Source organism: Salipiger sp. H15 (genome assembly GCF_040409955.1).
GTDB lineage: Bacteria > Pseudomonadota > Alphaproteobacteria > Rhodobacterales > Rhodobacteraceae > Salipiger.
Genome location: NZ_CP123385.1, coordinates 481,548 through 494,232, shown reverse-complemented (window position 1 = coordinate 494,232; position 12,685 = coordinate 481,548). Strand labels below are relative to the sequence as shown.

Annotated in this window: 11 protein-coding genes; 1 reads left to right on the top strand and 10 read right to left on the bottom strand. The window is 68.0% G+C overall.

Annotated elements, in window-relative coordinates:
* Positions 1–4: 4 nt before the first annotated feature.
* The 9 genes from PVT71_RS16590 to PVT71_RS16550 form a co-directional block, all read right to left on the bottom strand.
* Complete coding sequence (locus PVT71_RS16590) at positions 5–946, bottom strand: LysR family transcriptional regulator (RefSeq protein ID WP_353475173.1); 942 nt, start codon at positions 944–946, stop codon at positions 5–7.
* A 94-nt stretch (positions 947–1,040) separates the two neighbouring features.
* Positions 1,041–2,720 (bottom strand): amidohydrolase, encoded by a 1,680-nt coding sequence (locus tag PVT71_RS16585; RefSeq protein WP_353475172.1) that lies wholly within the window; start codon positions 2,718–2,720, stop codon positions 1,041–1,043.
* 30 nt (positions 2,721–2,750) lie between these two features.
* Positions 2,751–3,107 (bottom strand): cupin domain-containing protein, encoded by a 357-nt coding sequence (locus PVT71_RS16580; RefSeq protein WP_353475171.1) that lies wholly within the window; start codon positions 3,105–3,107, stop codon positions 2,751–2,753.
* Between the two features lie 24 nt (positions 3,108–3,131).
* Positions 3,132–4,580, bottom strand: coding sequence for an aldehyde dehydrogenase family protein (locus tag PVT71_RS16575; RefSeq protein ID WP_353475170.1), 1,449 nt, complete (start codon positions 4,578–4,580; stop codon positions 3,132–3,134).
* Positions 4,577–5,965, bottom strand: coding sequence for an FAD-dependent oxidoreductase (locus PVT71_RS16570; RefSeq protein ID WP_353475169.1), 1,389 nt, complete (start codon positions 5,963–5,965; stop codon positions 4,577–4,579). Before PVT71_RS16570 ends, PVT71_RS16575 begins: the two co-directional genes overlap by 4 nt.
* Entirely contained in the window at positions 5,962–6,759 is a 798-nt protein-coding gene (locus PVT71_RS16565) for an ABC transporter permease (protein ID WP_353475168.1), read from the bottom strand. Before PVT71_RS16565 ends, PVT71_RS16570 begins: the two co-directional genes overlap by 4 nt.
* Complete coding sequence (locus tag PVT71_RS16560) at positions 6,756–7,610, bottom strand: ABC transporter permease (RefSeq protein ID WP_353475167.1); 855 nt, start codon at positions 7,608–7,610, stop codon at positions 6,756–6,758. The genes PVT71_RS16565 and PVT71_RS16560 overlap by 4 nt, the downstream gene beginning before the upstream one ends.
* A 3-nt stretch (positions 7,611–7,613) precedes the next feature.
* The gene (locus PVT71_RS16555; protein WP_353475166.1) at positions 7,614–8,651 is read right to left on the bottom strand and encodes an ABC transporter ATP-binding protein; all 1,038 of its coding nucleotides are present in this window, start codon (positions 8,649–8,651) and stop codon (positions 7,614–7,616) included.
* 73 nt (positions 8,652–8,724) lie between these two features.
* On the bottom strand, positions 8,725–9,807 hold the full coding sequence (locus PVT71_RS16550) for an extracellular solute-binding protein (protein ID WP_353475165.1): 1,083 nt from the start codon (positions 9,805–9,807) through the stop codon (positions 8,725–8,727).
* 360 nt (positions 9,808–10,167) lie between these two features.
* On the opposite strand from PVT71_RS16550, the gene speB reads away from it, so the two are divergent.
* Positions 10,168–11,115 (top strand): agmatinase, encoded by a 948-nt coding sequence (gene speB, locus PVT71_RS16545; RefSeq protein ID WP_353475164.1) that lies wholly within the window; start codon positions 10,168–10,170, stop codon positions 11,113–11,115.
* 94 nt (positions 11,116–11,209) lie between these two features.
* Here speB and PVT71_RS16540 read toward each other — a convergent pair whose 3' ends face one another.
* Entirely contained in the window at positions 11,210–12,685 is a 1,476-nt protein-coding gene (locus PVT71_RS16540) for an NAD-dependent succinate-semialdehyde dehydrogenase (RefSeq protein WP_353475163.1), read from the bottom strand.

Sequence of the window (12,685 nt, the reverse complement as noted above, 5' to 3'; positions counted from 1 at the left end):
CGCGTCAGCCAAGCCGGGCGCGCAGGCTTTCGACCATCAGCTTCGTCGCCGGGTGGCGTTCCCAGTTCGGCCGCAGCGCGATCTGGAAGCGCGCCTTGTAGGAAAAGAGATCGGGCCGGATCACCCGCAGCGGCACGGTCCGCGCCAGCGCGTCGGCCATGTGGTCGGGCAGGTAGCCGAGGTAGCGCCCCGACAGGATCAGGTGCGCCTCGGCCTCCATGTCGACCACCGTGGCATGCGGCGCGGTGATCGCGAAGATGCGGGTGTCGCGCGATCCCCAGTAGCCGCGCGAGATGATCCGGTGGTCGCGCACCGTCTCGATGGCGATCTCGGCGTCGGGCACGGTGAAGAGCGGGTGCCCCTCGGCGCAGTAGAAGTTCTGCTGCTCGTCGAAGAGGTCGATGTAGTCGAGCCCCAGCGCCACCTTCGGGAAACTGCCCACCACCATGTCGACGCGGCGCGCGAGCACCTCGCTCAAGAGCTCCGACGGGTTCAGCGTGACCAGCTTCAGGTGCACCTCGGGGGCGCGGTCGGCGAAATCGGCGATGGCGCCCGAGACGCCGTTCTTCGGGTAGGTGACCATGTTGTCGACCAGCCCGAGCGTGAAACTGCGCGGCATGCGCGAGCCCAGGGCCATGGTGCGCTGGCCGAACTGGTCGAGCGCCGAGACGAGCCGCTCGCATTCCTGGTAGAACTGTTCGCCCGCGTCGGTCAGGGCAAAGCCGGTGCGGCCGCGGCGGCAGAGCCGCACGCCGAAGCGCTTTTCCAGAGAGGAGATCTTCTCGGAGACGGTCGAGAGCGCGAGGTTGAGCTCGCCCTGCGCCGCGGTCATGCCGCCGGCCTCGACCACGGTCATGAAGATCCGGATCAGCCGGATGTCGATGCTCTCGACGGAGAAGTTGACGCGCCGCCCGAGCGCGGCATTCGGGGTCTCGCGTTTCACCATGGATCCGGCCTTGGACTGGGTCGGGCGATTTTGACGGGTTCGCGCGGAAAGTCCAAGGGGTGAAGGGCCGGCAGTCTCTGGCCCGCCGGGCACGTCAGAGCGCCGCGTCTTCGTGGGTGACCCTGCCGCCGCAGATGGTCAGCAGCGCGCGCACGCCCGCCATGTCCCCGGGCGCGGTCGCCGAAAGGTCGCGGTCGAGCAGCACGACGTCACCGAGGAAGCCCTCGCGCAGCATGCCCTTGGTGCCTTCGGCGAACTCGGCATAGGCGGCGGTCGTGGTATAGGCCATCAGCGCCTCGTCCAGCGTCTGGCGGTTGTCGGGTTGGCTGTCGCACCAGGGCTGCCGGGTCATCGCGGACTGGATCGAGGCCCAGGGATCGACCGATGAGACCGGCCAGTCGGACGAGAGGATCAGCGGGATGCCCTCGTCGCGCATCCGCCGCCAGGCATAGGCGCGCGGCCAGTTGGCGCGGCCGATGCGGGTGATCGTCGGCTCGAAGGGCAACCCGCATTGCCCCGGGGGGTGCGGCGGCTGCATCGAGGCGGTGACGCCGAGATCCCTCAGCCGGGCGAAATCCTCCTCGCGCACCACTTCGAGGTGCTCGATGCGATGGCGGCTGTCGCGCGCGCCGTTCTGCGCGCGGGCCGCGGCAAAGGCATCGAGCACGATCTGCGTTGCCCGGTCGCCGATCGAATGCACGGCGATCTGCAGGCCGCGGGCGTCGGCCTCGGTGCAGACGGATTTGAAGGACTCGGGCTCGAAACGCGGCTCGCCGGACCAGTCGGGGCGGCCCTCGTAGGGGGCGCTCATCACCGCGGTGTAGCTGTCGAGCACGCCGTCGATGAAGAACTTCACCGCGCCGGAGGTCAGCATGGGGGTGGCGAAGGCGTCGCGCATCTCTTCGGCGCGGTCCAGCGCGTCCCCGACGCTGCCCGAGACGTAGCGCGCGGGCACGCGGCCGCGGCAGAGCAGACGGCCCTCCTGCTCGAGCTCGGCCAGAAGCTCCAGCGTGTAGCGGTTGCCGTCCATGTTCTGGAAGCTGGTGATGCCGAAGGAGGCAAGGTGCCGCAGCCCGCGCTCGAGCACCTCCTTGTCGGCGGCACGCTCCCCGGGCGAGGGCGGGGTCGCGGGATCGAGGCCGGAGATCATCCCGAGCCGGTCGCGCCCGCCGCTTGGCGTGAGGTCGTAGATCGGCGCGAAGGCCTCGGCCTCCTGCAGCTCGCCGGTGGCCAGCCCGTCCGCGCCCATCACCACCTCGTTGCCCGGCGCCAGCGGGCGCCCGTGCAGCAGCCCGGCCTTGTCGAGCGCGGCGGTGTTGGCCCAGACGGTGTGGTGGTCCGGCGACATCAGCGCCAGCGGTCGGTCCGGCAGGATCTCGTCCAGCACGTGCCGGTCGAGGCTGCGACCACCCCCGAGGATGGTATAGTCGGCGCTGCCGCAAAGCACGATGGGCAGGCCGGGGTTCCCGGCGGCATAGGCGCGGATCAGGCCCTTGATGGTCTCGAAGCCTGACCGCTCGAAGAGCGAGAGCTGCGAGAGCTCCACCGCGCCGACGAAGAGGTGGATGTGGCTCTCGTTGAGGCCGGGCATCACCGTGCGCCCCTTGGCGTCGATGACGCGGGTGGAGGGGCCCCGAAGGGCCAGGACCTCGGCATCTTCCCCGAGCGCCACGATCTTCCCGCCCTCGATCGCCAGGGCCGTCGCGCCGGGGCGCGCGGGATCCATGGTGAGCAGGGCGGCGTTGAACAGGATCGTGTCGGCACTCGGGGTCATGTCGGGTCTCCTCCGGTCTTTCGCGCCCGGTCAGGCCGCGATGAAGTAGAACTTGCGCAGCGTCTCGGTGACTTCGAAGGTGCCGGTGAAGCCCTTCTCCATCAGGTAGGTCTCGCCCGGGCCGAAGCTCTGCGCCGCGCCGCCTTCGGGGGTGATGGTCACGCGGCCCGAGACGACATGCGCCATCTCGTGGAACGGGTAGTTGTCGAAGCGCTCGGCATAGGGCGTGGCTTCCCAGATGCCGCCGGTGGTCTCGCCGTCCGACAGCTCGATCGCGCCGCGTTCGACGGGCTGGGCGGAGCCGGGCAGCAGCGACTCTGCAGGAACGACGGCGCAGGCTTCGAGGCCGTTGCTGCCCTCGGGGGCAAGGCGGGTGAGTTTGCTCATTGGTCTGTCCTTGGAAGGTCCGGCTTACGCCGGGGTGGTGATGTGCTTGAGCGCGGCGTAGCCCTGCAGCCCGCCGAAGCCGAGCTCGCGGCCGATGCCGCTGGCCTTGAAGCCGCCCCAGGAGGTCTCGGGGAAGATGATCTGCATCGTGTTGACCCAGACGTGGCCCGCGTCGATGCGGTCGGCGACGGCGTTCGCACGGTCGGGATCGCTGCCCACCACCGTCGCCGCCAGCCCGTAGTCGGAGGCATTGGCGAGCGCGATGGCGGCCTCGTCGCCCTTGACGCGGCGGACGGAGAGGACCGGGCCGAAGATCTCCTCGCGCCAGAGCGCGCTGGTCTCGGGCACGTCGAGGTAGACGGTGGGTTCGATGAAGAAGCCGGGGCCGACCGCGCCGGTGCCGCCGCAGAGGCAGTCGAGCCCCTCGGAGCGTGCGGTGAGCAGGTAGCCCAGCACCTTGTCGCGCTGCGCCATGGTGGTGAGCGGGCCCATGTCGATCTCGCCGCGCGGATCGCCGACGGCCATCTTGCGGATGCGCGCGCGCAGGGCGGCGATGAGATCGTCGGCGATGGCCTCGTCGACGATCAGCCGCGAGGTCGCCGAGCAGATTTGCCCGGCGTTGAAGAAGACCCCGCCGCAGACCAGTTCGGCCGCCGCGTCGATGTCGGCATCCGAAAGGACGACGATGGGAGACTTGCCGCCGAGTTCCAGCGAGACCGGTAGCAGGCGCTTCGCCGCCGCGCCCATGATGCGCGCGCCGGTGGCGTTGGAGCCGGTAAAGGAGACCTTGCGGATCTGCGGCGCGTCCAGCATCGCGGCGCCGATCGCGCCCTCGCCGGGCAGGATCGACAGCACGCCCTCGGGCAGGCCGATCTGCTGCGCGATCTCGCCGTAGACGAGTTCGGCGAGCGTGGTGAACTCCGAGGGTTTCAGGAGTGCGGTGCAGCCCGCCGCCAGCGCCGGGGCGAGCTTCCACGCGGTGGTGACCAACGGGAAGTTCCACGGCACGATCAGCGCGGCGGGGCCGTAGGGTTCCAGCACCTGCCGCCCGGTGAAGCCGTCATCAGGCAGCACCACGCGGCCCCGGTCCAGCGCGCCGCCCTCGACGAGATCCGCATAGTAGCGGAAGCAGGCGGCGGCATCGCCGAGGTCGATCTCGGCCTCGAAGCGCGGCTTGCCGTTGTTGCGCATCTGCAGCTCGATCAGCGCGTCGCGGCGCGCATCGAGCCCACCCGCAAAGCCGCGCAGGAAGCGCGCGCGCTCGGCAACCGGCAGGCGGCGCCACGTGCCGAAGGCGCGCTCGGCGCTTTCGGCGGCAGCGGTCACGTCGCCCGGCGTGGCGGTGGCGAAGCGGGCGAAGACCTCGCCCGTCGCCGGGTTCACCGCGTCGCGCAGCGCGCCCTTGCCGGCGTTGAAGCTGCCATTGAGGAACACGGCGCCCGTGCGGGTCTCGATCATCTCTGCAACGCTCACAGCGGGAACCCCATCGCATGCACCATCTTCACCCAGGCGCGGCGCCAGCCGCCCTTGTCGTCCACCTCGTCGAGCGCGCGCATGGTGATCGCGGCGCCCGGCCAACGGAACGGCTCGCGCGGGATCGGGCGCGGCAGCGAGTTGGCAAGGCCGAGCTCCAGCTCGGGCACGCCGGTGTCATCCAGCATCTCGATCCCCAGCCGCGCGCCGAAGCGCGAGGCGGTTACGCCGAAGCCTGAGTAACCGCCCGCGTAGACGCCCTTGCCGCCGTAGTAGGGCTGGAAGTGCACCGCGAGCCGGGTGGTCAGGTCGATCGGACCGGACCAGGCGTGCGAGAACTTCACGTCCTCGAGCTGCGGGAAGGTCTTGAAGAAATAGCCCGCGAGCCGGTCGTAGACCGCGATCTGCCGGTCGCCGTCGGGGTCGGTCTTGTCGCCGTAGTAGTAGCCGATGCGCCCGCCGTAGACGATGCGGTTGTCCTTCGTGAGGCGCATGTAGTTGAGCTGGGTGCGGGTGTCGTAGATGCCCTGCCGGTGGGTCCAGCCGATGCGCGCGAGCTGCTCGTCGCTGAGCGGCTCGGTGGCGATCACCCGGTCGCGCATGGCGACGACGTAGTTCTTGATCTTCTTGTGACCGGCGCACCAGGCGTTGGTGGCAAAGAGCACCTTGGGCGCGGTGATCACCCCGTCATGGGTGCGGATGCGCAGCTTGGAGCCGAGGTCCTCGACCTCTTCCATCGGCGTGTGCTCGTGGATCGTCACGCCGAGCTTGAGCGCGGCCGCCTTGAGGCCCCAGGCGAGCTTCGCGGGCTGCACGGTGCCGGTGCGCTCCTTCGACCAGATGCCGGCCTGGAAGAGCGGCGAGGCGACTTCCGACTGGACCTGCGTCTTGTCGAGCCAGGCCACGTCGTGGCCGTGGCCCATGTGCAGCTCGTACTCGCGGCGCAGCTCCTCGAGATCCTCGCCGCGCACGGCGACGGTCATCTCGCCGCCCCACTCGAGATCGGCGTCGATGCCGAAGGCCTCGATCGTCTCGCGCCAGCTGTCGAGGTTGTCGATGCCGAGCTTTTCCAGCAGCTCGATGTCCTTCGGGAAGACGCGCTCGGCGTTGACCAGCCCGTGCATGACCGAGGTCGAGACGATGCCGCCGGGACGGCCCGAGGCGCCGTGCGCCACCTTGCCGGCCTCGATGATGACCACCTCACGCTGCGGGTCGCGCTGCTTGGCGATGATCGCCGCCCAGAGCCCGGTGAAGCCGCCGCCGACGATCAGCAGGTCGGCCTCGCGCGCGCCCACGAGATGCGGGCAGGTTTCCGGCGCGGCGGGGTTGTCGAGCCACAGCGGGTAGAGCGTGGCGTGGGCGAGTGCCTTTTGGGTCAGGGTCATTTGCTTCTGGCTCCAAGCAGTTTCGGCAGGTCGCTGAAGGCCGCGACGAGGGAGAAGATCAGCACGGTGGCGGCCACGAACACCACCGAGGCGGCGGCCATGACCGGCGTGTAGCCGTAGCGCAGGGCGTTGAAGATCTTCATCGGCAGGGTTTCGAAGACGGCACCCACTGTCATCACAGCGATGATGTATTCGTTGAGCGAGATCACGAAGACGAAGCAGAAGCCCGAGATCACGTAGGGGCGGATCATCGGCAGCACGACGGTGCGCAGCACCGTGGTCTCGGACGCTCCCATCGAGCGCGAGGCTTCCACGAGGCTGGTGTCGATGTCCTCGAAGCCGAGCGACAGCGAGACCAGCGGCAGGGTGACGAGGAACACCGCGTGGGCGACGACCACCGTCCAGAACTCGCCGTAGCGGCCGAGGATGACGAAGAAGGTCAGGAAGCCCATGGCGGTGATGACGGGAGGCAGCAGGAACGGCATGGCCCCGAGCCCGGCCACCAGCTTGCCGAAGCCGGTGCGGTAGCGCCAGTTGAACCAGGCGATGGGGAAGGCGACCAGCACAGCCACGACCGAGGCGAGCAGCGCGATGGTCAGCGAGTTCATCAGCGGCGCGCGCCATTCGGCGTCGAGGAACAGGTCCGCGTACCAGCCGAGGTTGAACCCCTCGGGCGGGAAGGTCAGCGACTTGCGCTCGTTGACCGAGACCCCGGCGATCACCACGAAGGGGGCGATCATCGCGATGCCGACGATCCAGAAGAAGAGGGTGGAGAGGATCTTGCCGGGTTTCATGCCTTGGCGCCTTTCCGGTTCATCAGGGTGACGAGCAGCACCAGCAGGATCGTCACGGTCATCAGGAAGATCGACAGCGCCGCGGCGAAGGGCATGTTGGACTGCAGGAGCGCCTGGTCCGAGATCACCACCGAGAGCGTCCAGTTGGTCGGCCGTCCGAGGATCTGCGGCAAGAGGTACGAGCCCAGCGTGAAGACGAAGATCATCACGAAGCTGACCACGATGGGGGTGCGGTGCATCGGCACGATCACGTTGAAGAAGGCGCGCAGCGGCGAGGCACCGAGCGTGCGCGAGGCCTGCTCGATGTCGGGCTCGATGCGGCTCAGGATCGGGTAGAGCAGCAGCACGGCGTAGGGCATGGCGATGTAGGTCACACCGGCCAGCACCGCGCCGAGCGAGGGCGCGTAGCTCTGCGCCTTCTCGGTGAGGCCGAGCGCCTCGAAGAGCACGCCGATCCCGGCGGTGCGCGACAGCAGCGTCGACCAGGCAAAGCCGATGATCGCCTCCGACAGCGACAGCACCGAGAGCATGACGATCAGCCAGAACACCTGCGTGCCGCGGCGCGCGTTCACCAGCAGGTAGGTGAAGGGGAAGCCGACGACGATGGCAAAGAGCGCGACGAGGAAGGCGACCTCGAAGGAGGTGGCCAGCACGCTCAGGAAGAAGGGCGAGAAGAGCCGCGCGTAGTTCTCGAGCGTGAACACCTCCTCGTAGGCGCCGCCGCCGAGGTTGTGGAAGAAGGACATGCCGACCATCGAGCCGAAGGGCACGACGTAGAAGGCGAAAAGCGCGAAGGCCGGCAGCAGGATGGGCAGGTAGCCCAGCGGGGTGCGTGGACGGGACTGGATCATGGCTCAGCCCAGGACGACGACGGCCGCGGGATCGACCGCGAGATAGGCGGTGTCGCCGACCCCGAGCGGGCAGGGTGTGCGGCCGGGCAGGCTGACCGTCAGGTCCTTCTCGTCCGCGTTGCCGGTGTCGACGCTGATCTCGGTCGTGGCGCCGAGATGGCGCACGAAGGTCACCTTGCCGCTCAGCGTGCTCTCGCCCTGCTGCGGCGCAAGGGTGATGTCCTCGGGGCGGATCGACAGGGTGGCATTGCCCGCCTTGGCGCCCGGCAGCACCAGCGCGCCGCCCGGACCCTCGAACCGGCCACCCTCGATGCGGCCCTGGATCAGGTTGGTGATGCCGATGAAATCGGCGATGAAGGCGTTGGCGGGGTTGCGGTAGATCTCGATCGGCGGCGCGACCTGCTGGATGCGACCTTCGGACATGACCACCACGAGGTCGGCGGTGGTCATCGCCTCGCGCTGGTCATGGGTGACCAGCAGCGAGGTCACGCCAAGGCTGCGCTGCAGCCGCTTCACCTCGACCTGCATCGACTCGCGCAGCTTGGCGTCGAGCGCCGACATCGGCTCGTCGAGCAGGAAGAGCTTGGGCTGCATGATCAGCGCGCGGGCGATGGCGACGCGCTGGCGCTGGCCGCCCGACAGCTGGGTGATCGCGCGGTCGGCCTTGCCGGGAAGGTGCACGAGCTCGAGCAGGCGCTCGACCTCGGCGCGGCGCTTGTCCTTGGGCACGCCGCGGATGGCGAGCGGGTAGGCGATGTTGTCGCCCACGGTCAGGTGCGGGAAGAGCGCAAGCGACTGGAACACCATGCCGAAATCGCGCTTGTGCGCGGGTTTCGCGGTGATGTCCGCGCCGTCCAGAACGATCCGCCCGGCGCTCGGGTCCTCGAGCCCCGCGACGATGCGCAGAAGGCTGGTCTTGCCGCAGCCCGAAGGCCCCAGAAGACAGACGAACTGGCCATTGTCCACGGTGAGCGAGATGTCACTGAGGGCCTGGACGTTTCCGTAAAACTTGTCGACGTTTTCGACGATGAGACCTGACATGCGTGCGTCTTCCCTGCGGCCGGGTGCCCAGGCATCCGGCCGTCTCCTGTTTGGTTGAAATTTGGTGAGGCGATCAGGCCTGGAGCATCTCGGCCCAGATCTGGTTGAGCCAGTCGGTGCGCTCGAAATGCAGGTCGTAGCGCGGGACCACCGGCTCGATCTCGGAGGACACGGCGGCGAATTCCTCGTCGGTCAGGTCCATGCTTTCGCGCGCGACGTTCGGCGCGGTGCCGAGGTTCCGCGCCAGCATCGCCTGCACCGAGGGCTGCGACATGTAGTCGATGAAGACCTGCGCCTGGTCGATCTTGTCCGACACGCCCGCCACGGCCCAGTTCCCGGACTCGCGCAGGCCGCCTTCCTTGGGGAAGTTCGAGCGCACCGGGAAGCCGTCGGCGGCAGCAAGGCCGGTGACGTCGTGGTAGTACTGGCCGATCGGGATCTCGCCCGACTTCAGCGCCTGCTCGAACTGCGCCTCGTCACGGTACCACAGGCGCGTGTTCGGCTTCAGCTCGGCGACCTTGGCCAGCACCTCGAGGATGCTCTCGTCGCTCGACAGGTACTCGGTGCCGCCGAAGAAGGTCTTCGCGGTGATCTCGAGCAGGTAGGAGTTCGACACCAGCGCCAGCAGCCCGAGGCTGTCCTGGTACTTCGGATCCCAGAGCTCGGCCCAGCTGCCGATCGGCTCGGGGAAGGTGTCGGTGTTGGTCGCGACGGTGATGTACCAGGAGACCGCGCCGACCGCGGCGAGCCCGCCGTTCTCGTAGCGGTTCTGCAGCGTCGGCAGGATGTTCGACACGTTCGGCATCGCCGCCTCGTCGAGCGTTGCCCAGAGGCCGGTGCGCATGCCGCGCATGATGCTGACGGTGGCCATCATCGACACGTCCGCCGGGGCGCGCTTGGCGCGGGCGGCCTGCTGCAGCTGGATCAGCCAGGCCTCGCCGGTGGGGACCGCGATGCTCTCGATCTCGATGCCGGTGGCCTTGGTGAACTCGGGGTAGACGAAGCTGTCGAAGCTGTCCTGGAAATAGCCGCCGTAGACGCCGACCTTCAGCGGATCGCCCGCGGCGCGCAGCACGGAGGGCGCGGCCAGCGCGAGCGGCATGGCGCCGGCGGTCTTGAGGAGAGTTCGGCGCGTGAGCGAGGAAGTTCTGATCATGTCGCAGTCCCTGTTGTCGCGTTTTCGAAGAGTTCACGGCAGAAGACTTCAACGACGCTTCACGAAACATCACGAAAGAACGGAATTCACTTCGGGATATGCCGAAGAAACTCCCGCGCGGCGGCCGGTTTTGAAGGGGTTCTGCAGAAATAACTTAAAAACATAATGTTATGATGATGCGGCGCGATTTTACGTAGAGGAATGGCGATTTCAGGACCCGCGATGTTCCCCGCCGGAATGTCATTTGTGGAAATCTTGATCGTCACTTCGGCCTTTGCCGAAATGATTTTCGGAAATTCCTTATTTCCTCGAAGCGAGCAAGCGCGGAAGACTGGCGGCGATAGGAATTTCGAGGCTCGAATGTCAGAACTCAATCAACCACTTGGTGGCAACGTCATGCCGCGCACCGGCGGCCCGGGAACGATGATGCGGCTGCCGACGCAGCCCACCGCCGAAGGGCTCGACGCCTGCTTCGTCGGGATCCCGATGGATATCGGCACCTCGAACCGTCCGGGCACCCGCCTCGGCCCGCGCCAGATTCGCGACGAGAGCCGGATGATCCGCCCCTACAACATGGCGACCCGCGCCGCGCCCTTCGACAGCCTGCAGGTGGCCGACATCGGTGACGTGCCGATCAACCTCTACGATCTGAAGAAGTCGGTCGACATCATCACCGAGCACTACAAGGGCATCCTCGCCCATGACGTGATCCCGCTGACGCTCGGCGGCGACCACACGCTGACCTGGCCGGTGCTGCGCGCCATTGCCGCCAAGCACGGGCCGGTGGCGCTGATCCACGTCGACGCGCATTCCGACACCAACGAGGAGATGTTCGGCGAGACCGTCGCCCATGGCTGCCCCTTCCGGCGCGCCTACGAGGACGGGCTGCTGCTCAACGACAAGGTGTTCCAGATCGGACTGCGCGGCTCGGGCTACGCGCCCGAGGACTTCGACTGGGGCCGCGAGAAGGGCTGGACGGTGATCCCCGCCGAGGAGTGCTGGCACAAGTCGCTGGCGCCGCTGATGACCGAGATCCGCGCCAAGATCGGCGATGCGCCTGTCTATCTCAGCTACGACATCGACAGCCTCGATCCGGCCTTCGCGCCCGGCACCGGCACCGTCGAGGTCGGCGGTCTGACCACCATCCAGGGCCTCGAGATCATCCGCGGCTGCGCCGGTCTGAACCTCGTCGGCTGCGATCTCGTGGAAGTCTCGCCGCCCTACGATCCGGCGGGCAACACCGCGGTCATCGCCGCGAACTACCTCTTCGAGATGCTCTGCGCCCTGCCGGGCGTGAAACGCGGCTGAGACCGGGCCATCCGGCCGGGGTCGCTGCTTCGGAGTTTCCCGAAATGAAGAAAGGGGGCCTTTCGGCCCCCTTTGTCGTTTCTGCTGGCTGGCCTCAGCTCAGACCGCCGAAGCAGAGGTTCTTGATCTCGAGGTAGTCGTCGCAGCCGTACTTGGACCCCTCGCGGCCCATGCCCGACTGCTTGACGCCGCCGAAGGGAGCGAGCTCGGTCGAGATGACGCCGGTGTTGATGCCGACCATGCCGGTCTCCAGCGCCTCGCCGACGCGCCAGGCGCGGGCGATGTCGCGGGTGTAGAAGTAGCCGGCGAGGCCGAACTCGCTGTCATTCGCCCAGTCGATGGCCTCGTCCTCGCTCTCGAAGCGCACCAGCGGGGCGAGCGGGCCGAAGGTCTCTTCGCGGGCGAGTTTCATCGCCTGCGTCACGCCGGTCAGCAGCGTCGGCTCGTAGAAGGTGCGGCCGAGTTCGGAGCGGGCGCCGCCCTTCACCACGGTCGCGCCCTTGGCCACGGCGTCGGCGATGTGATCCTCGACCTTGGCCAGCGCCGCGGTGTTGATCAGCGGGCCGGTGTTGACGCCCTCGGCGAAACCGTCGCCCAGCGTCAGCTTGCCCATCGCCGCACCCAGCTTCTCGGCGAAGGCGTCATAGACGCCCGCCTGCACGTAGATGCGGTTGGCGCAGACGCAGGTCTGGCCGTTGTTACGGAACTTCGCCAGCATCACGCCCTCGACCGCCGCGTCGAGATCGGCATCGTCGAAGACGATGAAGGGCGCGTTGCCGCCCAGCTCCAGCGAGAGCTTCTTCACCGTGTCGGCGCCCTGCTTCATCAGCAGCTTGCCGACGCGGGTGGAGCCGGTGAAGGTCAGCTTGGCGACCTTCGGGCTGGCACACATCTCCATGCCCATGCCCGCCGCGTCGAGACCCGGCAGCACGTTGAAGACACCCGCGGGCACGCCCGCGCGCTCGGCCAGCACCGCCAGCGACAGCGCCGAGAGCGGGGTGAACTCGGAGGGGCGCGCCACCATGGTGCAGCCCACCGCCAGCGCCGGCGCCATCTTGCGCGCCAGCATGGCATTGGGGAAGTTCCACGGGGTGATCGCGCCGACGACGCCCACCGGCTGCTTGACGATGACCATGCGGGTGCTCGACTGCGCGCCGGGGATCATGTCGCCGTAGACGCGCTTGGCTTCCTCGGCGAACCACTCGACGTAGGAGGCGCCATAGAGGATTTCGCCGCGCGCTTCCGCCCAGGGCTTGCCCATCTCGGCGGTGAGGATCGTGGCGAGGTCGTCGGCGTTCTCGACCATGAGGTCGAAGAGCTTGCGCAGAACGGCGCTGCGCTCCTTGCCCGACTTCGCCGCCCAGGCCTTTTTCGCGGCATAGGCCGCGTCGATCGCCGCGGTGACGTCAGCGGCCGAAAGATCGGCCACATGCGCGATGATCTCGCCGGTGGAGGGGTTCTCCACCGGGAAGGTCTTCTCGCCCTCGACCCAGGTGCCGTTCACGTAGGCGCGGGTCTCGAGCAGGGTCGCGTCCTTGAGCGGAAGCGATGCGGTGTTCAGGTCTTTCAT

Bases quoted from the DNA above. Each gene is read 5' to 3' on its own strand.
- PVT71_RS16590 (WP_353475173.1), bottom strand. From the start codon at position 946: ATGGTGAAACGCGAGACCCCGAATGCCGCGCTCGGGCGGCGCGTCAAC.
- PVT71_RS16585 (WP_353475172.1), bottom strand. From the start codon at position 2,720: ATGACCCCGAGTGCCGACACGATCCTGTTCAACGCCGCCCTGCTCACC.
- PVT71_RS16580 (WP_353475171.1), bottom strand. From the start codon at position 3,107: ATGAGCAAACTCACCCGCCTTGCCCCCGAGGGCAGCAACGGCCTCGAA.
- PVT71_RS16570 (WP_353475169.1), bottom strand. From the start codon at position 5,965: ATGACCCTGACCCAAAAGGCACTCGCCCACGCCACGCTCTACCCGCTG.
- PVT71_RS16565 (WP_353475168.1), bottom strand. From the start codon at position 6,759: ATGAAACCCGGCAAGATCCTCTCCACCCTCTTCTTCTGGATCGTCGGC.
- PVT71_RS16560 (WP_353475167.1), bottom strand. From the start codon at position 7,610: ATGATCCAGTCCCGTCCACGCACCCCGCTGGGCTACCTGCCCATCCTG.
- PVT71_RS16555 (WP_353475166.1), bottom strand. From the start codon at position 8,651: ATGTCAGGTCTCATCGTCGAAAACGTCGACAAGTTTTACGGAAACGTC.
- PVT71_RS16550 (WP_353475165.1), bottom strand. From the start codon at position 9,807: ATGATCAGAACTTCCTCGCTCACGCGCCGAACTCTCCTCAAGACCGCC.
- speB (WP_353475164.1), top strand. From the start codon at position 10,168: ATGTCAGAACTCAATCAACCACTTGGTGGCAACGTCATGCCGCGCACC.
- PVT71_RS16540 (WP_353475163.1), bottom strand. From the start codon at position 12,685: ATGAAAGACCTGAACACCGCATCGCTTCCGCTCAAGGACGCGACCCTG.